Source organism: Variovorax sp. 278MFTsu5.1, from assembly GCF_048305045.1.
GTDB lineage: Bacteria > Pseudomonadota > Gammaproteobacteria > Burkholderiales > Burkholderiaceae_C > Variovorax > Variovorax guangxiensis.
Window position 1 is genome coordinate 222978 of sequence record NZ_CP157622.1, and the last position, 23740, is coordinate 246717.

A 23740-nucleotide genomic window follows, 5' to 3' on the forward strand; every position below is an offset into this window, starting at 1 on the left:
GGGCGGATTCTTCTCAACTCACCCCGGCATGAACATACGCTGTTTCGCTAATTGGCGAAAACGCGGCGCCTGTGTTATTCGCGCTCAGCGCGGGCGCGCGTAGCCGGACTCGATCCACGCGCTCGCGCTGCTCGCCGTGAGCCTGAACGCAGGCGACACGCTCACGCTGGCGAGTTCGCTGTCGTCGGCATCGTCGTATGCGGAGAGCGTGGCCGTGGGGTTGTCCTCGTCGGGCACGATGGCCAGCGCGACGCGCACGCGCCGGTCGTCGCGCGCGGTGACGGTCACGCTCCTGTTGAGGCTGGCGTGCAGCTGCTGCTCGTGGCGGCGGATGACTTCGGCGGCGGTCTTCACCAGCGTGGAGAAGGCGGGCGCGTCGAGCGGCTTCGGGTTCTTCTTGTCGCGGCCCATGGTCCAGGGGCCGACGAGGGCGGGCTCGGGGTCGCCGTGGCGGGTCATCTCGACGGCCCAGCCGTCGTCTTCCTCGTTCTTGATGATGCGTGCGGTCCAGCGGTCGTCGCGCCAGAGGCGGTCTTCCTGCAGGGGGAGGGTGTCGGAGTCTGTGGTCGTATCGGTCATTCGGATGCTTGCTGTCTGGCGCGTGGCATTTTCGCCTGTGCCGTATCCGCTTCGGCGTTGCCCACGTAGCGCGAGAGCCCCTCGACCAGCGCGTCGAAGGCCACGCGGCAGCGCGGGCTGTTGCGCAGGTCTTCGTGCATCGTGACCCAGGTGTCCAGCTTCAGCGAGAAGGCGCGCGGCATCAGCCGCACCAGCGCGGGGTCGCGCTTCGCGAGACCCACCTGGCAGACGCCGATGCCCGCGCCCGCGCGGATCAGCGCGAGCTGGGCGAGGTCGCTGTCGGCGCGCAGCGAGAAGGTGTCACGCGTGAAGTTCCTGATCGACTTTCCCGCCGCGCGCACGAAGGCCGGCGGCTGGTCATAGCCGATGACGGCGTGCGTCGGCAGGTCGTCGAGGTTGCGCGGCGTGCCGTGACGCGCGATGTAGTCGCGATGCGCGTGAAAGCCCAGCTCGATGTTGCCGATGCGGCGCGCGACCAGCTGCTCCTGCCGGGGCCGCACCATGCGCACCGCGATGTCGGCCTCGCGCCTGAGCAGGTCCTGCACGCGGTTGGTCGACACCAGCTCGACCTTCAGCGCCGGATGCGCCTCGCGCAGCTGCGTGATGATGGGCGGCAGCACCTCCGTGCCCACCACCTCGCTGGCCGATACGCGTACCACGCCGCGCACGCCTTCGCCCTGGCTGGTGGCGGCGCGCTCCATCGAGGCCGCGATGCTCTCCATGGCCTCCGCGTGCGTACGCAGCGCCAGCGCGACCTCGGTGGGCAGCAGGCCGGTCTGCGAGCGTGTGAAGAGCACTACACCCAGCGCCTCTTCGAGCGCGGCCACGTGGCGGCCCGCCGTGGGTTGGGTGATGCCGAGCGCGCGCGCCGCGCCCGACAGGGAGCCCTCGCGCAGCACGCCGAGGAAGGAGCGGTAAAGCTCCCAGCCGATGTTCCAGGTCATGCATAAATGTATGGCCGATGGCTAATGTTCGGCAATTCCAATGCAACCCCGTCGAAACCAGAATTCTTCCATCGACAACTGTTCTGGAGCATTTCATGGCACACGAAACGGCACGCAACGACAAGGTTCTGGTTCTCGGCGCAACGGGCGGCATCGGCGGCGAGGTGGCCCGCCAGCTGCGCGATGCGGGCTGGGATGTGCGGGCGCTCAAGCGCGGCGCAACAGAGGGAAAGAGCGACGGAATCACCTGGCTGGCGGGCGACGCGATGGACGAGCAATCGGTGCGCCGCGCCGCGAAGGGCTGCTCGGTCATCGTGCATGCGGTCAACCCGCCGGGCTATCGCGGCTGGTCGGAGCTGGTGCTGCCGATGCTCGACAGAACCATCGCCGCAGCCAAGGCCGAGGGCGCGACCATCGTGCTGCCGGGCACGGTCTACAACTTCGGTCCCGATGCCTTTCCGCTGCTCGCGGAGGATTCGCCGCAGCATCCGCTCACCAGCAAGGGCGCGATTCGCGTCGAGCTGGAGCGGCGCCTCGAGGAGGCCAGCCGGCAGGGCGCGCGCGTGCTGATCGTGCGCGCTGGCGATTTCTTCGGGCCGAAGGCCGGCAACAACTGGTTCTCGCAGGGCCTGGTGAAGGCGGGCCAGCCCGTGCGGGCCGTGAGCCAGCCCGGCAGCCCCGGTGTAGGCCACCAGTGGTCTTACCTGCCGGACGTGGCGCGCACCATGGTCGAGCTGCTCGCGCGGCGCGACAGGCTGGAGCCCTTCGCGCGCTTCCACATGGCAGGCCACTGGGATTCGGACGGCACGCGCATGAGCGAGGCCATCCGCAAGGTGGTGGTGCGGCGCTCCGGCGCGAAGGTCCGCGTGTCGGCCTTTCCGTGGTGGCTGCTGGCGCTGGCCTCGCCCTTCGTCGTGACCTTCCGGGAACTGCGCGAGATGCGCTACCTGTGGCGCACGCCCGTGGCGATGGACAACGCGAAGCTGGTGGCCTTTCTCGGCCGCGAGCCGCATACGCCGCTCGAAGAGGCCGTGGAGACGGCGCTGGACGGCATGGGCTGCCTGGCCGCAGCGCCGGTGGCTGCCGCCGCCTGAGGCAGGTTCAGAAAACCGAGAGCCCCGTGCGCGCCACGAACATTTCGAGCGCCTTCATGCCCAGCAGCGAATTGCCGGTGGCGTCGAGCGCGGGCGACCACACGCACAGCGTGAGCCTGTCGGGCACCACCGCGACGATGCCGCCGCCTACGCCGCTCTTGCAGGGCAGGCCGATGGAGAAGGCCACGTCGCCCGCCGCGTCGTAGGTGCCGCAGGTGAGCATCAGCGCGTTGATGCGGCGCGTCTGCCGCTCGCCCGTGACCTCGGGCTCGCCGTCGATGGGGTGTGCCCCGTCGCGGCACAGGAAGGCGGCGGCGCGCGCCAGCTGGCGGCAGCTCATGCGCAGCGCGCACTGGTGGAAGTAGGTGTCCAGCACGGTCTCGACGTCGTTGTCGATCTTGCCGAAGCTCTTCATGAAGTTGGCCAGCGCGATGTTGCGAAAGCCGGTGTCGGCCTCCGATTGCGCCACTTCGTCGTCGAAGGCGATGGGCTCGCCGCCCAGGCTGCGCATGAGCGCGAGGATGTCGGCCTTGGCGCTGCCGCCGCTGGCTTTGGCCTGGCTCACCAGCCGGTCGGCCACCGCGATGGCGCCGGCATTGATGAAGGGATTGCGCGGCTTGCCCTGTTCGTTTTCCAGCTGCACCAGCGAGTTGAACGGGTTGCCCGAGGGCTCGCGGCCGATGCGCTCCCACAGCGCGTCGCCCATGCGCTGCATGGCGAGCGTGAGCGTGAAGAGCTTGGAAACGCTCTGGATGGAGAAGGGCGTCTCGAAGTCGCCCGCGCCGGCTTCCTCGCCCTCGCAGGTGCGCAGCGCGATGCCGAACTGCCGGGCATCGACGCGCGCGAGCGCCGGAATGTAGCTGGCGACCTTGCCGCCCTGGCCGAGCTGCGGGCGCAGCGTGGCGACGATCTCGTCGAGGACGGGCTGGAATCGGGTGATGTTGCTGCTCATGCGCTGCGTTGTACCGCAGGCCGCCGGTTCACCAGCACGATGCCCAGCGCCACGCCGATGAGCGCCACGATCAGTTGCGCAGTGAGCGGCTCCTTCAGCAGCGCCACGCCGAACACCAGCGCGAAGAGCGGCGTGAGAAAGGTGAAGGACGACATCTGCGTGGCGGGGTAGTGCCGCAGCAACCACATCCATGCGAGATAGCTGGCGAAGGCGCCGACCACCGTCTGCAGCCCGATGGAGGTCCAGGCCCAGGCCGAGTACGAGAAGCTCCAGTGCTCGCCGAGCACCAGCGACAGCACCGGGCACATCGCCGCGGTGACCGCCACCTGGTAGAACAGCGTCTTCTCGGCGCTGGCCGTGGCCAGGCGCGTGGTGCGCAGCGTGAGCGTGGTCAGGCCCCAGAGCATGCCGGCCGCCAGCGCCATGCCGTCGCCGATGAGCTGCGACGAGCTCATGTGGGCGAAGCCCTCGCTGAAGGCCAGCACCACGCCCGAGAACGCGATGAAGAGCCCCAGCCACTGGAAGCCGCGCAGCCGCTCGGCCGGCACCCAGCGTGGCAGCAGCAGCGAGACCCAGAACGGCGCGGTGTAGAGGAACACCGTGAGCCGCGATGCGCTGGTGTGCTGCAGCCCCAGGTAGATGCCGGCGAACTCGCCCGCGAACAGCATGCCCGCCAGAAGCCCGGGCCACAGCGTGCCGTCGCGCTCGAAGAGCGGCACGCGCCGCCACACGCACCACAGCCACAGCAGCACAGTGGCGCCGACCATGCGGATCGAGGCCTGCCACATCGGCGGCACCTCCGCCACGGTGGTCTTGATGAGGATCTGCTGCAGGCCCCAGAAGGCACAGCAGGCGATGAGCAGGCCGATGGCGAGGCCGTCGAGGTGGGTCTTGCGCTGGATCATTCGGATCGGGTCGTTCGCGGCGAGGAGCCGCCGGATTCATCCGATGATCGTATCGCGGCGGCGTGTTCGGCGTGCGCGCAAGGCTTCCCGGCCTCTATCTCGGCGGGGCCACCGGATAGGGCGGCTTGCCCCGCGTGCCCGTCATCAGGTCGGGCACCACGGTTTCCACGTCGGCCACCGCGCGCGCGGCGCGCTCCAGCTTCCTGGCGAGCGCCGCGTCCGGCACGCAGCCCTGCAGGTACACCCAGCGGCGCTGGATGATGACCCAGACGCTGCTTTTCTTCACCCCCGGCACGGCCAGCAGCGCGGCGCGCACCTTGGGTGCGAGCGGCTTGTCGTAGCGGTAGGCGTTGCTGTCGGCGCACTTGCCGGCCAGCCAGCAGGTGGTGCCGCGCTCCAGCCTCGAATGGGTCTGCAGGCGACGCTCTTGCGCCGTGTAGAACGGGCCCTCGGGCACGGCGCAGGCCGGCAGGCCCGAGGAGAGCTGGAAGAACGGGTCGTCGAACCAGTTCTGCTTGACCGGCCCGTTCGCTTCCTGCGCCGTGCCGGCCTGCGCGGCGAGCAGCAGGACAAGCAGGAGCGCAGGACGATGAGTCACAAGGGATGCTCTGTGTAGAAGCGACCGCCGTGGAAGAGCAGCGGCGATGCGCCCGCGTCGTGCGAGCAGCGCTCCACCTCGCCGACGAAGATCACGTGGTCGCCTTCGTCGTAGCGGCTGCGGTTGAAGCACTCGAAGCTGGCCGCCGCGCCCACGAGCACCGGCGCGCCGCCCAGGCCCTCGGTGAAGGCCACGTCGGCCCAGCGGTCGATGTTCTTGGTGGCGAAGCGCTCGGCCAGCGCCTTCTGGTTGGCCGCGAGGATGTTCACCGTGTAGTGCGAGCCGGCGCTGAGCGCGGGCATCGAGCCGGCCGCGCGCGACAGGCTCCACAGCACCAGCGGCGGCGTCAGCGACACCGAGTTGAAGGAGTTGGCAGTGAGGCCGACCAGCGTGCCGTTCGCCGCGCGCGCGGTCACGACGGTGACGCCGGTGGCGAACATGCCGAGGGCTTCACGGAACTCGTCGGACGAAAAGGAGGGCGGCTGGGCCCGGCGGGGAGTGGTCACTGAAAAAAGACGCAAAGGCTTGAAGGCGGAGGGCCATTTTGGCTCAGTGCCCGCCGGCCTGCCCGAGCGGGTCCATCAACTCGTCGACCAGCCGGGTATAGACGGCGGCCGCCGGCGAAGGCGTGCGCGCCGCCAGCGTGACGAGGCTGTAGTGCGTCTGCATGCGCTCCAGGCCCGCCACCGGCAGGGGAACAAGGGTGTCGGTGTCGTGGCCCGGCACGGGGGCGACCGGCGCGAGGATCACCGCGTCGGCGGTGAGCGCCAGGTGCCGCAGCGTGCCGGCGTCGTCGCAGGTCACGTTGAACACGCCGCGGTCGCCGCGCGGAGCGGCCCGGTCGAACTGCTGCGCCACCTCCGCCGGCAGGCGCGGGCCCGCGACGGGATACGCCATGAGCTTCTCGAGCGTCGTCAGCTGGGGCTTGAGCTTCAGCAGCGGGTGCTTCGCTCGCACGAAGAAAGACACCGGCAGGTTGGGCAGCCGTGAGAGCTTCAGCCCGGGCTGAAGCTTCGTCAGGTCTCGCGTGTCGGCGACGAACAGATCGAGCTCGCGGCGGTGCAGGCGCTCGCAGAGGGTGGCGGTATCGGCCACTTCCATGCGCATCTGCAGCTGCGGGTGGCGCTGCGTCATGAGCGACAGCGCCGCGCGGCCCAGCGTGCCGGCGGCGAAGGGGCCGAAGCCGACCGCGAGGCTGCCGATGGCAAGGCCTTCGAGCTGCAACACGTCACGCGCGATCTGCTGCGCGTCGGCCAGCAGCTCGCGGGCGCGCGCCAGCACCAGTTCGCCGGCCTGGGTGAAGCGCACGCTGCCGTAGGCGCGGTCGACCAGGCGCGCCTGCAGGTTCTCTTCGAGGTTCTCGATGCTGCGCGAAAGCGCCGGCTGCGAGAGATGCACCGCCTGGGCCGCGCGGCCGAAGCTGCCCTGGTCGGCGAGGGCGACGAGATGCTGGAGCTGGCGCAGCTGCATTTTGCGTTTTGCTTCAAAAGGAAGCACATATTTTGCATTTGCCAATGGTTCTGGCGCTTCGCATCATTGCCGGATGAAATCTTCCTTGCCCGCTCCTTCTTCCTTTTCCGTTGCGCTCGTCGCCCTTGCATGCGCGCTGGGCGCGCCGTCGGCCTCCTTTGCGCAGACCGCGCCCAAGGCGCCCGAGCCCTCCACGCTGCAGGCCAACGCCGAGATGGCGAAGACGCTGCCCTTTGCCAACCGGCAGGACTTCGAGGACGCGATGCACGGCTTCGTCGGCACCGTGCCCGACGCGCTGGTGCCGGGCTCCGGCGCGCGCCCGGTGTGGAACATGAAGCCCTACGACTTCCTCAAGGCCGGGGCCCCGGCCGACACCGTCAATCCGAGCCTGTGGCGCCAGGCGCAGCTCAACGCGATCCACGGGCTCTTCAAGGTGACCGATCGCGTCTACCAGGTGCGGGGCTTCGATCTCGCGAACATGACCATCGTCGAAGGCGACAGCTCGCTGATCGTCATCGATCCGCTGCTGGCCGCCGAGACCGCGCGCGCCGCGCTGGAGCTCTACTACCAGCACCGTCCGCGCAAGCCGGTGGGAACGGTGATCTACACGCACGGCCATGCCGACCACTTCGGCGGCGTGAAGGGCGTGATCGACGAGGCCGACGTGAAGGCCGGCCGCGTGCAGGTGCTCGCGCCCTCGGGCTTCATGGAAACGGCGGTGGCCGAGAACATCCTCGCGGGCAACGCGATGAGCCGGCGCTCGCAGTACCAGTTCGGCACGCTGCTGCCGCCGGGCCCGCGCGGGCAGGTGGACACCGGCCTGGGCAAGGCGCTGGCGCGCGGCACCATGTCGCTGATCGCGCCTACGTCCACCATCGACAAGCCAACGGAGGAGCGCACCATCGACGGCGTGCAGTTCGTCTTCAGGCTGGTGCCGGGCTCCGAGGCGCCGTCGGAAATGCTCATGTACCTGCCGCAGTTCCGCGTGCTCAACATGGCGGAGGACGTGACGCACAACATGCACAACCTCTACACCATCCGCGGCGCGGAGGTGCGCGACGGCAACCTGTGGTCGAAGTACATCGACGAGGCGCGCATGGCCTTCGGCGGCAAGGCCGAGGTGCTGATCGCCCAGCACCACTGGCCCACCTTCGGGCAGGACCGCATCGTCGACCTGCTGAAGAAGCAGCGCGACATGTACAAGTTCATCAACGACCAGTCGCTGCGCCTGCTCAACCAGGGCTACACCGCGGCCGACATCGCCGAGACGCTGCGCATGCCCGCGAGCCTGGAGCAGGAATGGTCGGCGCGCGGCTACTACGGCACGCTGCGGCACAACGCCAAGGCCGTCTACCAGAAGTACCTGGGCTGGTACGACGCCAACCCCGCCAACCTGAACCCGCTGCCGCCTGTGGCCTATGCGAAGAAGACGGTCGAGTACATGGGCGGCGCCGACGCGGTGCTGGCGCGCGCCCGCGAAGATTTCAGTAAGGGCGAGTTCCGCTGGGTGGCCAGCGCGATGAGCCAGGTGGTGTACGCCGACCCCGCCAACCGCGCGGCCCGCGAACTGGGCGCCGACGCCCTGGAGCAGATGGGCTACCAGTCGGAGGCCGGCACCTGGCGCAGCGCGTATTTGGTGGGCGCGATGGAGCTGCGCAACGGCGTGCCGAAGATCGCGGGCGGCAACAGCGCCAACGCTGATTCGCTCAAGGCCGTGAGCAACGACCTGTTCTTCGACTTCCTCGGCGTGCGGCTGAACGCGGCCAGGGCCGAGGGCAGGAAGATGGCCATCAACTGGAACTTCACCGATTCGAACCAGCAGTTCGTGCTGACGCTGGAGAACTCCGCGCTCACGCACATCGCCGGGCAGCAGCCGGATGCCGACGCCACCGTGACGCTGAGCCGCGCCACGCTGGACGCGATCACACTGAAGGAAACCAGCTTCCCGGCGGCGGTGCTCGCGGGCAAGGTGAAGATCGACGGCGACCGCACGAAGCTGGCGGAACTGATGTCGATGCTCGATACCTTCGAGCCGATGTTCCCGGTCGTCGAGCCCCGCGCTCAGCCGAAGAACCAATAGCAGACAGCGATGGCGGCCACCACGCCCGCCAGCTCGGCCAGCAGCGCGCACGACACCGCATGCCGCGTGCGCTGGATGCCCACCGCGCCGAAGTACACCGCCAGCACGTAGAAGGTGGTCTCGGTGCTGCCCTGGATGGTGGCGGCCACCAGCGCGGGGAAGCTGTCGACGCCGCGGCTCTTCATGGTCTCGATCAGCATCGCGCGCGCCGCGCTGCCCGAGAAGGGCTTGACCAGCGCGGTGGGCATGGCGTCGACGAAACGCGCGTCGAGCCCCGCCGCGGTCACCAGCCAGCGCAGGCCGCCGAGCGCGAAGTCGAGCGCGCCCGAGGCGCGCAGCACGCCGATGGCGCACAGCATCGCCACCAGGTAGGGCAACAGGTTCTTCGCGATGTCGAAGCCTTCCTTCGCGCCCTCGATGAAGCATTCGTACACCTTGATGCGGCGGATGGCGCCCGCCAGCAGGAACACGACGATCACGCCGAACAGCGTCAGATTGCCCAGCAGCGACGACAGCGAGGCGATGGCCGTCGCCGACAGCGTGCCCAGCAGGGCCATGAATCCGCCCAGCAGCAGCGCGCCCGGCACCAGGTAGGCCAGCACCACCGGGTCCCACAGCCGCAGGCGCTGCGCCACCGCCACCGACAGCAGCCCGACCAGCGTGGAGGCGCTGGTGGCCAGCAGGATAGGCAGGAACACCAGCGTCGGGTCGCCCGCGCCCTGCTGCGCGCGGTACATGAAGATGGTGACCGGCAGCAGCGTCAGCGACGAGGCGTTGAGCACCAAAAAGAGGATCTGCGCGTTGGTGGCCGTCACCGGGTCGGGGTTCAGCCGCTGCAGCTCGCGCATCGCCTTCAGGCCGATGGGCGTGGCGGCGTTGTCCAGCCCCAGCGCGTTGGCCGCGAAGTTCATGGTGATGAGCCCGAGGGCCGGATGCCCCGCCGGCACGCCCGGCATGAGCCGCCGGAAGAGCGGCCCCAGCAGCCGCGCGAGCCAGCCCACCAGCCCCGCCGCCTCGGCGATGCGCAGGAAGCCCAGCCACAGCGTGAGCGTGCCGAACAGCAGCACCATCACCTCGACCGCCAGCCGCGCCATCGCGAACAGGCTTTCGACCAGCGCCGCGAACACGGTCGGGTCGCCCCCGGCCAGCCAGCGCACCAGCGCCGCCACCGTCGCCACCCCGAAGAAACCCAGCCACAAGCCGTTGAGCACGCTTCTTTTCCTTTTGTTTCGCTTCGATGATAGGCCCGCCATCCGGGCTCGCCGCGAGCTACAGTTCGGCCCATGCGCGCCTCCACCGTCCGCCGATTCGCCGCTCTCGTCCTGGGCGCCGCCGCCCTCTGGCTGGCGGGTTGCGCGAGCCTGCCGCCGCCGCAGCCGCGCCCGGTGGTCACGGCTGTCACCGACGTGTCGCAGACAGAACTGGGGCAGCTGGCGGCCAAGGGCACGCCGGGCGGCTCGACCTCGCTTTCGGGCTTCCGGCTGCTGCCGGAGGCCGCCTTCGCCTTCGACGCGCGCATCTCGCTCGCGCGGCATGCCGAGAAGTCGCTCGACGTGCAGTACTACCTGATCCAGAAGGACGACGTCGGCCTGCTGTTCCTCAAGGAGCTGCGCGAGGCCGCGGCGCGCGGCGTGCGCGTGCGGCTGCTGGTGGACGACCTCTACACGGGCGGCGAGGACGAGGTGTTCAGCACGCTGTCGGCCTTCCCGAACATCGAGGTGCGGCTGTTCAACCCGCTGCCGTCGCGCGCGAGTTCGCTGGCCACGCGGCTGCTGTTCTCGCTGACCGATTTCGGCCGCATCAACCACCGCATGCACAACAAGCTGCTGGTGGCCGACAACAGCTTCGCGGTCTCGGGCGGCCGCAACATCGCCAACGAATACTTCATGCGCAGCACGGCGGCGAACTTCATCGACATGGACGTGCTGTCCAGCGGCCCGGTGGTGCGCCAGATGTCCGAGGGCTTCGACCGCTACTGGAACAGCGAGCACGTGCGCCCCATCGAGCAGATCGCGCCGCTGCGCATGCCCGTTGCGCAGGCGCAGAAGCGCTTCGACGAGATCGCGCGCACCGCGGTGCCCGACGTGGCCATGCACCAGCGCGACGTGCTCGACAAGTCGCCGGTGGGGCAGCAGCTCATCGCCGGCAACGTCGAGCGCTACTGGGCACCGTCGACGCTGTTCGTGGACGACCCCGAGAAGATCACGCGCAAGGCCGAGGCCGCCTATGAGGGCAGCGTGACCGAGGGGGCGCTGAGCGTCATCAATTCGGCCAGGCGCGAGGTGAAGATCGGCTCGCCGTACTTCATCCCGGGTGCGCGCGGCATGGCGATGATGAAGAAGGCCATCGAGCGCGGCGGGCGCATCACGGTGGTGACGAACTCGCTGGGCGCCACCGACGAGCCCCTGGCCTATGCGGGCTACGAGCGCTACCGCGCCGACATGCTGAAGATCGGCGTCACCATCTACGAGATCGCGCCCACGCTCACCGGCAAGTCGGGGCGTTTCGGCGACTTCGGCAAGTCGATCAGCCGGCTGCACGCCAAGCTGGCGATCGTCGACGATGAGCGCTTCTTCATCGGCTCGATGAATCTCGACCACCGCTCGGCCGCGGTCAATACCGAGATGGGGCTGGTCATCGACAGCCCCGAGCTGGTGAAGGACTACGACAGGCTCATGAGCGGCGAGCGCGTGAACCTCGGCTACCGGCTGCGGCTCGCGCCCAACGGCCGGCGCGTGCAGTGGCTGGAGTACGACGACGCCGGCGGCGACATCGTCCACGAGGACGAGCCCGGCGAATTCCTCTGGCTGCGCTTCAAGAACTGGCTGCTGCTGCCGATCGTGGGCGAAGAGCTGCTGTAGCGGTTCCTTCGTCGATGCGCGCCCGCGGCGCGCCTGCGGCCATGTAATACGGCTTGCACACTGGCCCTCTAGATTGCGGCGTCCCACGACACAACAACCAGAGGGATTCCCAGATGCGCACCACACTCACCGCGGCCCCCGCGCCGCGCGCCATGCGCGACCTGCGCTGGCTGGCCGGCCTGGCCTGCACCGCCATCCTGCTGCAGGGCTGCAACGGCGGCGGCAACAACCAGTCGATCGTCCTGGGGCCGCCGGCGGCCCCGGCACCCGCTCCGGCCCCAGCGCCGGCTCCCGCCCCGCAACCCGACGCCGCCTCGGCCGACGCCAACCTGCAGGCCACCTGGGTGGAGATCGGCGACAACAACGCGGCCATCGCGCGCGCCATCACCAGCTACGCCGCACCGTCGGCCGACACGACGGCCGACGCCAACGCCGTGTGCCCGCAGATCACGATCGACGGCAAGGTCACGCGCATGACCCTGCGCGTGGGCGCCGGCACCATGGCGCTGCGCACCACGGCCAGCGACCCGGCCGATTCGAAGCCTTCCGCCTTTCCCGTCTCGGCCTGCGAGACCACGCTGCCGGCCGACGCGAAGCAGGCCGCCATCGGCAGCCGCACGCTGCCGATGCCCAAGGCCGAGCCGCAACGTGTTCTGGTGCTGGCCGACACCGGCTGCCGCCTGAAGAAGGCCGACCAGGCCTACCAGCCCTGCAACGACAGCACCGTGTGGCCCTTCGCGCCGCTCGCGGCCACCGGCGCGGGCTTCAACCCCGACCTGGTGCTGCACATCGGCGACTACCACTACCGCGAGAACGCCTGCCCCGACGACATCGCCGGCTGCAAGGACAGCCCCTGGGGCTATGGCTGGGACACCTGGCAGGCCGACTTCTTCAAGCCGGCCGCGCCGCTGCTGGCCAAGGCGCCGTGGATCGTGGTGCGCGGCAACCACGAGGAATGCGCGCGCGGCGGCCAGGGCTGGATCCGCTTCCTCGATCCGCGCCCGTACTCCGACAAGCGCTCGTGCAACGACCCGGCCAACGACAGCACCGGCAACTATTCCGAGCCATACGCGGTGCAGCTGGGCACCGGCTCGCAGATCATCGTGTTCGACTCGGCCAAGGCCGGCAAGGCGGCGCTGGCGACGAACGATCCGCAGTTCATCGCCTACCAGAAGCAGTTCCAGACCGTCGCGACGCTGGCCGCCAAGCCTGGCATCACGACCACGATGTTCACCAACCACCACCCGATCCTGGCCTTCGCGCCGGTCGCGGGCCAGACCCCGGCGCCGGGCAACCTCGCGCTGCAGTCGGTGATGAGCAACCTCAACCCCAAGGCCTACTACCCGAGCGGCGTGCACGTCGCGCTGCACGGCCACGTGCACGACTTCCAGGCGCTGAACTTCGCCACCGACCATCCCGCGACGCTGGTGTCGGGCAACGGCGGCGACAACCTCGACGTGGCGCTGCCCGATCCGCTGGCTCCCGGCACCGCGCCCGCGCCGGACGTGACGGTCGACCGCATCACGCACCATGCCAGCTTCGGCTTCATGCTGATGGAGCGCAAGGCCTCGCCCGGCGTGGGCTGGACCTTCAAGGCCTACACCGTGGCCGGCAAGCTGCTCGCCACCTGCGTGCAGACCGGGCGCACGCTGGCTTGCGACAAGACGGGCTTCCTGACGCCGTGACGATGCGTGCCGCGCTGGCGATGGCGGCCGCCTGCCTGGGCTGGCCGGGCGTGGCTGCCGCCGCCGCCACCACCGTGGAGATCAACCCGGGCGGCCCGCCGAGCATGGTCGTCGAACGCATCGGCGCCACGCCGAAGGTCTCAGCGCGCATCGATCCCACCGAGGCCACCTTCAGGCCCGACCCGGCGCTGGCCGCGCTGGGCAAGCGCATCTTCTTCGACACGCGGCTGTCGCAGCCGCAGGGCACCTCCTGCGCGAGCTGCCACGATCCGCTGCGCGCCTTCACCTCGACGCTGAAGGCGCCTTCGCTGGCCGGGCCGCGCACGCCGCAGGGCAGCCGGCCGGGGCGCTTCAGCGCGCGCACGGCGCCGTCGCTGCTGTACGTGCGCTACGTGCCGCGGCGCCACTTCTACCAGGACGACGACGCGCCTTTCGCCTCGCCCTTCGGCGGCCTATTCGCCGACGGCCGCGCCGATACGCTGGCCGAGCAGGCGCGCGGCCCGCTGTTCGACCCCGACGAGATGAACAACGCCTCGCCGCAGAGCCTGCTGCGCAAGCTGCGCGGCACCGACCTGGCTCCCGCGATGTCGCTGGCCTTCGGGCCGCGCGTGCTGCGCGACCCCGAACAGGCGGTGAAGGGCATCGGCCAGGCGCTGCAGGCGTACCTGCAGAGCGACGAGATGGCGCCCTTCAGCTCGCGCTTCGACGACTACCTGCGCAAGCGCACGCCGCTGAGCCCGCAGGAGATGCGCGGCCTCGCGCTGTTCAAGAATCCCGACAAGGGCAACTGCATGTCGTGCCACACGCTGTCGGACACGGCGAGCCGGCCCGAGCGTTCGCTCTTCACCGACTTCGGCTACGACGCCATCGCCGTGCCGCGAAACCTCTCGCTGCCGGCCAACCGCGATCCGCGCCGCTTCGACAACGGCCTGTGCCGCACCGCGGCGCAGCTGCGCTGGCCGGAGCCGAGCCAGTGGTGCGGCTACTTCCGCACGCCGGGGCTGCGCAACGTGGCGGTGCGCCAGAGCTTCATGCACAACGGCGTGTTCACCACGCTGCGCGACGCGGTCGCGTTCTATGCCACGCGCTCCACCGACCCTGCGAAGTGGTACCACGGCAGGCCGACCTTCGACGACGTGCCCGCCGCCTACCGGGGCAACATCAACGTCAACTCCACGCCGATGAACCGTCGCCCCGGCACCACGCCCGCGCTGACCGACGAGGAGATCGACGAGATCAGCGCCTTCCTCGGCACCCTGACCGACGCACGCTATGTGGCGGCCATGCCGAAGCCGGCCATGAAGTAGCAGCCAAGGTCATCTCCGGCGCGGCAAGGTGCGTTACATTCCTCGCAAGAGTGTGAACTTTTGTCACAGACGCATTCATTTCCGGAGACTTCGACCATGACCGTTCCCGTGCCGCGCGAGTCGATTGCGCCGCTTTCCAACAGCCGTCGGCGTGCGCTGACCGGGCTGGCCGCCGCCACTGCCGCCGCCGGCCTCGGCTTTCCGGCGCTCGCGCAGAACCGGCCGCTGCGCGTGGGAACGACCTTCGACAACAGCAGCGTCGAGAAGGCCAACGGCCAGGGCCTGTACCAGGGCTCCAGCGCCTTCTTCAATGCGCTGAACAAGGCTGGCGGCGTCAACGGCTCCAAGGTCGAGCTCGTGATGGCCGACGACACCTTCAAGCCCGACGTGGCCAAGGCCAACGCGCTGGCGTTCGAAAAGGACAGCTCCGTGCTCGCGCTGGTGCACCCCCTGGGCACGCGCCAGACGGCCGAGGTGATGGATGCGGTGCCCGGCATGGCCGTGGTGGGGCCCATCACCGGCACGATCTCGCTGCGCAAGAAGAATTCGCCCAACACCTTCTGGGTGCGCGCCAACTACGACCAGGAAGTCGAGAAGCTGGTGAGCACCGCCGCCGTGCTGGGCCAGAGCCGCATCGGCCTCGTGCATTCGAACGATCCGCTGGGGCAGTCGGTGCTGGCCGCCTTCAAGGCCGCGCTGGCGAAGGCGAAGCTGGAGCCGGCGGTGATCGCGACCACGCCCAACACGACCAGCATGGAAGTGGGCCCCGCCGCCGAAGCCATCGCCAAGGCCAAGCCTCAGGTGGTGGTGGTCGGTCTGGCCGGCACGGCGCCGGTGTTCCTGAAGGCGTTGCGCGAGGCGGGCAACAGCAGCTCGGCCTACGGCCTCTCCATCACGGCCAGCGCGCTGTCGGCCATGGGCGACCTGGCCAAGGGCCTGGGCTTCGTGATCGTGGTGCCCTCGCCGTACTCGACCAAGTTCGAGATCGTGCGCCGCTACCAAGCCGACATGGTGGCCAACGGCGTCAAGGACTTCTCGCTCACCAGCCTGGAGGGCTACCTGAACGCGGCGGTGCTCGCAGAGGGCATGCGCCGCGCGGGCGGCTCGCTCACCCGCGCATCGGTGATGTCGGGGCTCGCGAGCATCGAGAACTTCGACTTGGGCGGCGTGAAGATCAACTACGGGCGCACCAACCGCGAAGGCGGCCAGTTCGTGGACGTGGCCGTCATCGGCAGCCGCGGCCAGATGCTCAGCTAGGCCGCCGGGCGCGAAAGCGGGAACGGACAGCCGAACGCAGAAGGAATACAAAAACTACGCAGAAGTCGTAGAAGAAATCGAAAACTTTTTTGGTTTTCCTTTTGCGACCTTCGCGCCCTCTGCGTCCGGCTGCCCGCTCCCGAATTTCAGACCCCGACCCCGAGCAGCCCCTCGAGCAGCGACGCGTCCTCCGCCAGCTCCGCACTGAGCCCCGCGTGCACCACGGTGCCACGCTCCAGCACGATCGCCTTGTGCGTCATCTCCAGCGCGAGCACCGGGTGCTGCTCCACCACGATCGACGCGAGCCCCTCCGACTCGCACAGCCGGCGGATCGCCGTCGCCAGTTCCTCCACGATGATCGGCGCGAGGCCCTCCATGGGCTCGTCGAGCAGCAGCAGCTTCGGGTTGGTCATGAGCGCGCGGCCGATGGCGAGCATCTGCTGCTCGCCGCCCGACAGCTGGTTGCCGTAGTTGCCGCGACGCTCGCGCAGGCGCGGGAAGAAGTCGTAGACGCGCTTGAGGTTCCAGCCGCCGAGCCGCGAGATGACGGTGAGGTTCTCTTCGACCGTGAGCGAGGGGAACACCTCGCGCTCCTGCGGCACCCAGCCCAGCCCCGCGCGCACGCGCTGGTGCGAGGGCCAGCGCACGATGTCCGTGCCCTGCCAGCGGATCGCGCCCTGCATCACGCGGGTGTTGCCCATCAGCGTCTCGAGCAGCGTGGTCTTGCCCACGCCGTTGCGCCCGAGGATGGCAAGGCTCTCGCCCTGCTGCAGGGAGAAATCGAGCCGGTCGAGCACCACGGCGTTGCCATAGCCGGCGGTGACGTTGTCGAAGGCGAGTGCTTCAGGCATGTGGGTGTGGGTGGTGGTGGAGGTGCGAGCTGCCCAGGTAAACCTCGCGCACGCGCGGATCGGCGCCGATGTCCGAAGGCGTGCCCTCGGTGAGGATGCGTCCGCCCACCAGCACCGAGATGCGGCTAGCGAAGCGGAAGACCAGCTTCATGTCGTGCTCGATGAAGAGCACGCTGATGTCCGCGGGCAGCGCCGAGATGGCCTCGAACAACTCGCCGCTCTCGTCCTGCGGTACGCCGGCGGCGGGTTCGTCGAGCAGCAGGATGCGGGGCCTGGCCGCGAGCGCGAGCGCGATCTCGAGCAGCCGCTGCTTGCCGTAGGCCAGCTCGGCCACGGGCACGTCGGCGAGGCCGTCGAGCTTCAGCGTGCGAAGCAGCGCATGCGCCTCGTCGAACACCGCGGTGCAGCCTTTCAGCGGCCGCCACCAGGTGGCGCCCAACCCTTCGCGCTCGCTGATCGCCAGCACCACCGACAGCAGCGGCGTGAGGCTGGGAAAGAGCGTGTTGATCTGGAAGGTGCGCGCCAGGCCCATTCGGGCGCGCTTGTCGCCGGGCAGCCGCGTGATGTCGGTCCCGCCCATGTGGATGCTGCCGCTGGTGGGCTTGAGCACGCCGGTCAGCAGATTGATGAGCGTGGTCTTGCCGGCGCCGTTGGGGCCGATCAGCGCCTGCCGCGCGCCGGGTTCGAGCGAGAGGTTCACGTCGGCCACGGCCTGGAAGGCGCCGAAGCGCACGCCGAGGTCCTGCGTGCGCAGGGTGTGCGTGGTGTTCGTCATCGCGCCTTCCCCGTGCGAACGAGGCGCGAGAGCGCCCCCATGATGCCGCCGCGTCCCAGCATGACGGCGGCGATCAGGAAGATGCCGAGCCAGAACATCCAGTACTGCGGGTTCATGTCGGCGAACCAGTCGTGCACCAGCATGTAGACGATGGCGCCGATCATCCCGCCATAGAGCCGCCCCGTGCCGCCGAGCACCAGGATGATGAGCACCTCGGCCGAACGGTTGAAGCCGATCGATTCGATGCCGACGAACTGCGTGGTCTGCGCCAGCAGCGCGCCCGCCACGCCCGCCACCGCCGCCGAGAAGGCGTAGGCCATGCGCAGCCGCGCCTCCACCGGCGAGCCGATGGCCGTCATGCGCTTGCGGCTGTCGTGGATGCCGCGCAGCGCCAGGCCGAAGGGCGAGCGCAGCACCAGCCGCACCAGCAGGAACATCGCGAGCACCACGCCGAAGGCGTAGCCGAACGCGGTTTTGCCGTAAAGGTCGAATTCGAAGAGGCCGAGCACCGGCGCGATGGCCACGCCCTGCAGCCCGTCGGTGCCGCCGGTGATGCCCGAGAGCCGGTTGGCCAGTTCGTAGAGCAGCACGCACACGCCGATGGTGATCATCAGCCGCGTGAGGTCGGCGCCGCGCACCACCAGGTAGCTCAGCGCATAGCCCAGTGCGCCGCACACCGCGAGTGCGAACACGAGGCCGCTGAAGGGCTCGCTCCAGCCGTACTTGGCGAGCAGGCCGGCCGCGTAGGCGCCCGCGCCGAAGAAGGCCGCGTGGCCCACGGTGAGGATGCCCGCGTAGCCCAGCGCCATGTCGAGCGACACCGCGAACAGGCCGAAGATGAGCACCTGGCTCATCAGCGTGAGCTTGTCGGGCAGCAGGAAGAAGCTCGACGCCAGCGCGAGCCAGAAGGCGGCCTCGGCGATGCGCAGCTGCGCGGGAGAGAGGTTCAGGGCTTTCATGCGAGCCCCTTCTTCGCGACGATGCCGTTCGGGCGTACCAGCAGCATGGCGATCATGAAGACGTAGATGAGAAATGCGCCGGCTTCCGGCAGGTAGTACTTGCCCGCCACGTCGACGATGCCGACCAGCAGCGCCGCGATGAAAGGCCCCGTGACGGTGCCCGCGCCGCCCACGCAGACCACCATCAGGAAGTAAACGAGGTATTTGAGCGGGAACGAGGGCTCCAGCCCCAGCATGCCCAGGCTCAGCGCGCCGCCCAGGCCCGCGAGGCCGCAGCCCAGCGAGAAGGTCAGGAAGAAGAGCCGCTGCACGTGGATGCCGGTGCCGCCGGCCACGCGCTGGTTGTCGACCGCCGCGCGCACCATCGCGCCGTAGCGCGTCTTGCCCAGGCCCAGCAGCAGGGCAGCCAGCACGAGCACGCCGCAGACGATCAGGAAGAGCCGGTAGCGGCCCACCTCCAGGCCCGCCAGCGACACCTGCCCGTCGAGCGCCGGCGGCAGCGCGAAGGGCTGCATCGTCGGGCCGAAGAAGTACGTGAAGGCCGCGATGGACACGAACACCACGCCGATCGACAGCAGCACCTGGTCCAGCGGATGCGCGCGGTACAGGCGCCGGTAGAACACGAACTCCAGCACCGCGCCCACCAGTGCCGCCGCCGCGAACGCGGCCGCCAGCGAGAGGCCGAAGCCGAGCCCGAAGCGGTTCATCAGCACGGCGGCTGCGTAGCCGCCCACCATCGCGAAGCTGCCGTGCGCGAGGTTGACGAAATTCATGAGCCCCATCGTGATGGACAGGCCCACGCCGATGAGGAAGAGGAGCATGCCGTAGGCCACTCCGTCGAAGATCACGATGCCCATGAATTTCCCGCTTGCTGACTCGCTGGCTGAACGATGGATACGACGAGCAATGCCTACTTGGCGGCCGCGCCTTCCTTCGCCGGGTCCTTCACGCGCTCGAACTTGTCGAACTCGACGTTCACCAGCTGGCCGTTCACGCGCTCGGTCTTGCGGATGTAGACGGTCTGCACGATGTCGCGCGTGGCCGGGTCGATCTCCACCGGGCCGCGCGGGCTCTCGAAGCTCAGGCCCTTGAGCGCGTCCATGAACTTGTCGCCGGCGGTGTCGCCCTTGGTCCTGGCCAGCGCGAGGTCGATGGCGGCCATGGCGTCGTAGGCGGTCACGGCGAAGTAGCTCGGGCGCAGCTTGGTGCCGTTGTCGGCGGCGAAGTCGCGCACGAACTTCTGGTTCTTCGGCGAGGGGTGAGCGAAGGAGTAATGGTGGCTGGTGACCAGGCCCAGCGCCACGTCGCCGGTGGCGTCGAGGTAGCTGTCGTCGGTGGCTTCGCCGGTGGCGTAGAGCTTGATGCCGGCCTGCTCCATGCCGCGCTCCTTCCACACCTTCAGGAAGGCCGGCGGCATCACGCCCGAGGGGAAGAAGAAGAACACGGCCTGGGGCTTGGCGTCCTTGATGCGCTGTACGTAGGCCGAGAAGTCGGGGTTGTTCATCGGCGTGCGCACCTCGCCCGAGACCTTGCCGCCGCCGGCGGTGAAGGTCTTCTTGAAGGCGGTCTCGGCGTCGACGCCCGAGGCGTAGTCGGCGACCACGGTGTAGGCGTCCTTGATGCCTTCCTTGAGCATGTAGCGCGCCATCGGGTCCGTCACCTGCTGCACGGTGAACGACAGCCGCGCTACGTACGGCGAGCTGGTGGTGATGGCCGAGGAGGCCGCGTTCATCACGATGGTCGGGATCTTCGCCTGCGTGGCGATGGCGCCCACGGCGTAGGCGTTGGGGCTGAAGTCCAGGCCGGTGAGCACGCTCACCTTGTCGCGCACGATGAGCTCCTGCGCGATGCGCTTGGCGGCGTCGGGCGCGGGGCCGGCGGTGTCCTTCTTGATGATCTCGACCGTGCGGCCGCCCACCTTGCCGCCGTGCTCCTTCAGGTAGAGCGCGATGCCGGCGTCGAACTGGCGGCCGTAGTCGGCGTACGGGCCCGAGTAGGTGGCGATGAGGCCGATGCGCAGCGGCTCGTCGGCGGCCTGCGCGGTCGCTCCCAGCAGGCCGAAGCCGGCCAGCAGCAGGGTCGAGAGGATGGTTCTCTTGGTCATCGTCGTCATGGGAAAACGCCTTTCAGGTGGAGTGGATGCGCCCCTTCGGGCGCCGCTGTCATGTAACCGGATGTGCAAACAAAGCGGGCGATGATGCCCGAGGCAGGCGTCAGACCTGCGTATCGGGCACGCGCACCGTGAGGCCATCGAAGGCCGCGGTGATGCCGAGCTGGCAGCTCAGGCGCGAGCCGGGCCGGCGCTCGGACGCCACGGCATCGAGCAGCGCGCTCTCCATGTCGTCGGGCGGCGGCAGCAGGTCGATGAAGGCGTCGTCCACGTAGACGTGGCAGGTGGCGCAGGAGCAGCAGCCGCCGCACTCGGCGTCGATGCCGCGCACGTTACCGCGGATGGCGGTCTCCATCACGCTGGCGCCGACCTTGGCGTCGACCGAACGCGTGGTGCCGTCCTTGAGGATGTAGTGGATCGTGGGCATGGGTTCTAGAACATGTCGAAGTACTCGCGGTGTTCCCACTCGCTGACTTCGAGGTTGAAACGGGCGATCTCCGCTTCCTTGATGTGGCAGAGGTAGTCGACGAAGGTCTTGCCCATCTGCGCGTTGAGCATCTCGTCCTGGCGCAGGCAGGCGAGGGCGTCGCCCAGTGAACGGGGCAGCTGCTCGGCCGGCGTTTCGTACGGCGCATCGGCAGAGGGGCCGGGGTCGATCCTGTTGCGGATGCCGTCGAGGCCCGAGAACAGCTGCGACGCCAGGTACAGGTACGGATTGGCCGTCGGCTCGCCCACGCGGTTTTCGATGCGAGTGGCCGCCTGGCCCGCGCCGCCGAGCACGCGCAGCATCGCGCCGCGGTTGTCCTTGGCCCAGATCGCGCGGTCGGGCGCGAGCGAGAAGGGGCGGTAGCGGCGGTAGCCGTTGATGGTGGGGCTTGCGAGAGCCGCGGCGCCGCAGGCGTGTGCCTTGAGGCCGCCGAGGTAGTGCATGCCGGTCTCGCTCAGCGGCTGGCCGCTCGAGGCCTCCGGCATGAAGGCGTTGACGCCGTCGCTCTTGCGGCGCAGCGACTGGTGCAGGTGCCAGCCGCTGGACATCACGTTGGGGATCTTCGGCCGGCACATGAAGGTGGCGTGCAGCCCGTGGCGCTGGCAGACCTGCTTGATGGCGCTGCGCAGCAGCACCATGGTGTCGGCGGGCGTGACGCCGGCGGTGGGGCCGAAGGTGAGCTCGAACTGGCTGGGGCCGAATTCGATCTCGAGCGAGCGCAGCGGCAGGCCCAGCGCCATGAGCTGCGAGCGCAGCAGCTCCATCAGGTCGTCGACGCGGTCGTAGCGCAGCTCGGTGAGGTACTGGTGGCCATGCGACAGCAGCGACACGCGCGGCGGCTCGCCGGGCTGGCCCGAGTCGGCCAGGCCCATGCGAGGGTCGTCGAGCCTGAAGACGTGGAACTCCACCTCCAGGCCGGCGATGAAGTCCAGCCCCAGCTCGTCGAGCTGGCGCGCCGCGCGCTGCAGGATCTGCCGCGTGGCGAAGGGGCAGGGCTTGCCGTCGGCCATGTAGGCGTCGCACATCACCCAGCCGGTGCGCGGCGACCATGGCAGCACCTTGAAGGTGGCCGGGTCGGCCACGATGGTGAAGTCGGCGCCGCCCTGCAGGCCCTCCATGGCGAAGCCGCCGCCCTGGGTGAACACCGGGAACACGGTCTTGTGCGAGGTGTCCTTGGCCAGCAGGGTGGAGGTGAGGTTGACGCCTTCCCAGAGGGCCGAGCGCGCCTCGGCGGCGACCAGCGTCTTGCCGCGCAGGATGCCGTGCTGGTCGGGCCAGGCGAAGCGGACGAGGTCGACTTCGCCGCCGTCGATGCGGCGCACCAGTTCCCTGGCCTGCGCGTGCTGGTCTTCGCTCCAGAGGCCGAAGCGGTCGACGAATGTGTGGCTCGTCATGGCGTGTGCTCAGGCTGCGGCCAGGCGTGCGGAGGCCCAGTCCGACTTCAGTCGCCGCGCGCGGTCGGCGTCCTGCCAGTAGGCCTCGGTGGCGGCCTCGTCGGCGACGTTGCGGCCGATGCCGTCGATGGACGGCGGGCCGGTCATGGCGCTGGCCTGCGCGGCGTCGATGACCATCGGCGCGCCTTCGCCGGCCAGCGTGGCCTCGATCGCCTTCACCAGCACGCGGCGGTAGGCAATGATCCCCTTGTCGGTGCTGCCCAGGTGCTCGCGGGTGCGGTCCTGGATCGGGCCCTGCGACTCCACCGCCCACTGGTCGTGCACGTTGATGTCGTCGCCCATGCCGGTGTAGGTCTCGGTGAGCTGCTCCTCGACGCTGTAGCCGTAGTTGTTGCGCTTGTTCTTGCGCGAGGTGTAGTCGGGCAGCTCGTAGAGCTTCAGGCGCTGCTCGCGCATCTGCTGCTTGTCGACCGGGCCTGTGAAGCTGGTGAAGATGGCGTACCAGTAGCAGTGTGTGTCGTCCACCGGCACGTGCCACTGCGAGATGGTCATCTCGGAGCTCATCGGGATCACGAAGGCCTGCGGAAACACGAGGTTGGTCACGCGCACGTGGGTGGTGTCCTCCGACAGCTTGCGCAGCGCCTTCAGGCGGAAGCCGTAGTTGGTGGGCTCGACGCTGATGTCGGGCCGGTCGTATTCGCGCAGCACCTTGGTGATGGGCATGTCGGAGTCGGCCGAGGCGCCGCGGAACTGCTTGCCGTAGCTTTCGGAGGTGTCCTCGTCCTCGAAGAAGCGGTGCAGGTACGAGGCGTGCGCTGGGTCGATGCCCACTTCGAGCGCCTGCAGCCAGTTGCACTCGAACAGGCCCTTGAACGCGAAGGTGTGGCTGTCGGGCGCGACGAAGCAGTCGAACTCGGGGAAGGCTGGGGGCTCGCCCTCGCCGATGTAGGCAAAGACCACGCCGCTCTTCTCGACCACCGGATAGGCCGACTGCTTGATGCGGCTGCACAGCTTGCTGGAGGCGGGTTCGGCCGGGGTCTCTAGGCAGTTGCCCCTGGCGTCGAACAGCCAGCCGTGGAAGGCGCAGCGGATGCCGCCGTTCTCGAGCCGGCCGAAGGCGAGGTCGGCGCCGCGGTGGGGGCAGTCGCGGTCGAGCATGCCGAGCTGGCCGCTCTCGTCGCGGAAGAGGACGAAGTCCTGCCCCATGAGCTTCACCGGCTTGACCGGGCGCGGGCCTGCCAGTTCGTCGGCCAGGGCCACCGGCTGCCAGTAGCGGCGCAGCAGCTTGCCGGCGGGCGCGCCGGGTCCGACGCGGGTGATGAAATCGTTCTGCTCTGCGCTGATCATCGTGCGGGCTCCATCGTGGGGACTGTGGAAAGAGGCTTGCAGCCATTGCATGCAACTGTATGCATTGTCTTGGTGATCCTCGATC

The 23740-nt window shown here is 69.1% G+C and carries 22 protein-coding genes; 6 read left to right on the forward strand and 16 right to left on the reverse strand.

What is annotated here, in order from left to right:
* Positions 1-84 precede the first annotated feature (84 nt).
* Both ABL844_RS00980 and ABL844_RS00985 read right to left on the reverse strand, forming a co-directional pair.
* Entirely contained in the window at positions 85-579 is a 495-nt protein-coding gene (locus ABL844_RS00980) for a hypothetical protein (RefSeq protein WP_418130223.1), read from the reverse strand.
* Positions 576-1523, reverse strand: a complete 948-nt coding sequence (locus ABL844_RS00985) for a LysR family transcriptional regulator (RefSeq protein ID WP_184638863.1) — start codon at positions 1521-1523, stop codon at positions 576-578. The genes ABL844_RS00980 and ABL844_RS00985 overlap by 4 nt, the downstream gene beginning before the upstream one ends.
* A gap of 95 nt (positions 1524-1618) precedes the next feature.
* Here ABL844_RS00985 and ABL844_RS00990 point away from each other — a divergent pair, with 95 nt between their 5' ends.
* Complete coding sequence (locus ABL844_RS00990; RefSeq protein WP_184638861.1) at positions 1619-2617, forward strand: NAD-dependent epimerase/dehydratase family protein; 999 nt, start codon at positions 1619-1621, stop codon at positions 2615-2617.
* Positions 2618-2624: 7 nt separating this feature from the next.
* Here the strand turns inward: ABL844_RS00990 and ABL844_RS00995 are convergent, their stop codons facing one another.
* The 5 genes from ABL844_RS00995 to ABL844_RS01015 all read right to left on the reverse strand — a co-directional run bounded on the left by ABL844_RS00995 (position 2625) and on the right by ABL844_RS01015 (position 6542).
* Complete coding sequence (locus tag ABL844_RS00995) at positions 2625-3569, reverse strand: glutaminase (protein WP_184638858.1); 945 nt, start codon at positions 3567-3569, stop codon at positions 2625-2627.
* Positions 3566-4474: a DMT family transporter gene (locus ABL844_RS01000; RefSeq protein ID WP_126020513.1), complete on the reverse strand. Its 909-nt coding sequence runs from the start codon at positions 4472-4474 to the stop codon at positions 3566-3568. Before ABL844_RS01000 ends, ABL844_RS00995 begins: the two co-directional genes overlap by 4 nt.
* A gap of 94 nt (positions 4475-4568) precedes the next feature.
* Positions 4569-5072: a BON domain-containing protein gene (locus ABL844_RS01005; protein ID WP_126020511.1), complete on the reverse strand. Its 504-nt coding sequence runs from the start codon at positions 5070-5072 to the stop codon at positions 4569-4571.
* Positions 5069-5578 carry a flavin reductase family protein gene (locus ABL844_RS01010; RefSeq protein ID WP_184638853.1) on the reverse strand — a complete coding sequence of 170 codons (510 nt, stop codon included), beginning with the start codon at positions 5576-5578 and terminating at the stop codon, positions 5069-5071. Before ABL844_RS01010 ends, ABL844_RS01005 begins: the two co-directional genes overlap by 4 nt.
* A 43-nt stretch (positions 5579-5621) precedes the next feature.
* Positions 5622-6542, reverse strand: a complete 921-nt coding sequence (locus tag ABL844_RS01015) for a LysR family transcriptional regulator (protein WP_418130224.1) — start codon at positions 6540-6542, stop codon at positions 5622-5624.
* A gap of 73 nt (positions 6543-6615) precedes the next feature.
* Here ABL844_RS01015 and ABL844_RS01020 point away from each other — a divergent pair, with 73 nt between their 5' ends.
* Positions 6616-8622 carry an alkyl/aryl-sulfatase gene (locus ABL844_RS01020; RefSeq protein ID WP_418130225.1) on the forward strand — a complete coding sequence of 669 codons (2007 nt, stop codon included), beginning with the start codon at positions 6616-6618 and terminating at the stop codon, positions 8620-8622.
* On the opposite strand, the gene ABL844_RS01025 is transcribed toward ABL844_RS01020, so the two are convergent.
* Entirely contained in the window at positions 8604-9833 is a 1230-nt protein-coding gene (locus tag ABL844_RS01025; protein ID WP_418130226.1) for a nucleoside recognition domain-containing protein, read from the reverse strand. The genes ABL844_RS01020 and ABL844_RS01025 overlap by 19 nt on opposite strands.
* Before the next feature lie 72 nt (positions 9834-9905).
* Here ABL844_RS01025 and ABL844_RS01030 point away from each other — a divergent pair, with 72 nt between their 5' ends.
* The 4 genes from ABL844_RS01030 (at position 9906) to ABL844_RS01045 (ending at position 15732) form a co-directional block, all read left to right on the forward strand.
* On the forward strand, positions 9906-11483 hold the full coding sequence (locus ABL844_RS01030) for a phospholipase D family protein (RefSeq protein ID WP_184638846.1): 1578 nt from the start codon (positions 9906-9908) through the stop codon (positions 11481-11483).
* A 113-nt stretch (positions 11484-11596) separates the two neighbouring features.
* Positions 11597-13168, forward strand: a complete 1572-nt coding sequence (locus ABL844_RS01035) for a metallophosphoesterase (protein WP_418130227.1) — start codon at positions 11597-11599, stop codon at positions 13166-13168.
* Between the two features lie 2 nt (positions 13169-13170).
* The gene (locus ABL844_RS01040; RefSeq protein WP_418131973.1) at positions 13171-14475 is read left to right on the forward strand and encodes a cytochrome-c peroxidase; all 1305 of its coding nucleotides are present in this window, start codon (positions 13171-13173) and stop codon (positions 14473-14475) included.
* A 96-nt stretch (positions 14476-14571) separates the two neighbouring features.
* Positions 14572-15732, forward strand: coding sequence for an ABC transporter substrate-binding protein (locus tag ABL844_RS01045; RefSeq protein WP_418130228.1), 1161 nt, complete (start codon positions 14572-14574; stop codon positions 15730-15732).
* 146 nt (positions 15733-15878) lie between these two features.
* On the opposite strand, the gene ABL844_RS01050 is transcribed toward ABL844_RS01045, so the two are convergent.
* The 8 genes from ABL844_RS01050 to ABL844_RS01085 all read right to left on the reverse strand — a co-directional run bounded on the left by ABL844_RS01050 (position 15879) and on the right by ABL844_RS01085 (position 23655).
* Positions 15879-16583: an ABC transporter ATP-binding protein gene (locus ABL844_RS01050; protein WP_184638841.1), complete on the reverse strand. Its 705-nt coding sequence runs from the start codon at positions 16581-16583 to the stop codon at positions 15879-15881.
* Positions 16576-17358 (reverse strand): ABC transporter ATP-binding protein, encoded by a 783-nt coding sequence (locus ABL844_RS01055; RefSeq protein ID WP_418130229.1) that lies wholly within the window; start codon positions 17356-17358, stop codon positions 16576-16578. Before ABL844_RS01055 ends, ABL844_RS01050 begins: the two co-directional genes overlap by 8 nt.
* Positions 17355-18317: a branched-chain amino acid ABC transporter permease gene (locus ABL844_RS01060; protein WP_418130230.1), complete on the reverse strand. Its 963-nt coding sequence runs from the start codon at positions 18315-18317 to the stop codon at positions 17355-17357. The genes ABL844_RS01055 and ABL844_RS01060 overlap by 4 nt, the downstream gene beginning before the upstream one ends.
* A complete protein-coding gene (locus ABL844_RS01065) occupies positions 18314-19174 on the reverse strand; it encodes a branched-chain amino acid ABC transporter permease (protein WP_418130231.1) in 861 nt (286 codons plus the stop codon). The genes ABL844_RS01060 and ABL844_RS01065 overlap by 4 nt, the downstream gene beginning before the upstream one ends.
* 53 nt (positions 19175-19227) lie before the next feature.
* Positions 19228-20430 carry an ABC transporter substrate-binding protein gene (locus tag ABL844_RS01070; protein WP_418130232.1) on the reverse strand — a complete coding sequence of 401 codons (1203 nt, stop codon included), beginning with the start codon at positions 20428-20430 and terminating at the stop codon, positions 19228-19230.
* Positions 20431-20530: 100 nt separating this feature from the next.
* Positions 20531-20854, reverse strand: coding sequence for a 2Fe-2S iron-sulfur cluster-binding protein (locus ABL844_RS01075; protein WP_184638831.1), 324 nt, complete (start codon positions 20852-20854; stop codon positions 20531-20533).
* Positions 20855-20859: 5 nt separating this feature from the next.
* Positions 20860-22308 carry a glutamine synthetase family protein gene (locus tag ABL844_RS01080; RefSeq protein ID WP_418130233.1) on the reverse strand — a complete coding sequence of 483 codons (1449 nt, stop codon included), beginning with the start codon at positions 22306-22308 and terminating at the stop codon, positions 20860-20862.
* A gap of 9 nt (positions 22309-22317) precedes the next feature.
* Entirely contained in the window at positions 22318-23655 is a 1338-nt protein-coding gene (locus tag ABL844_RS01085; RefSeq protein ID WP_418130234.1) for a Rieske 2Fe-2S domain-containing protein, read from the reverse strand.
* Positions 23656-23740: the final 85 nt, after the last annotated feature.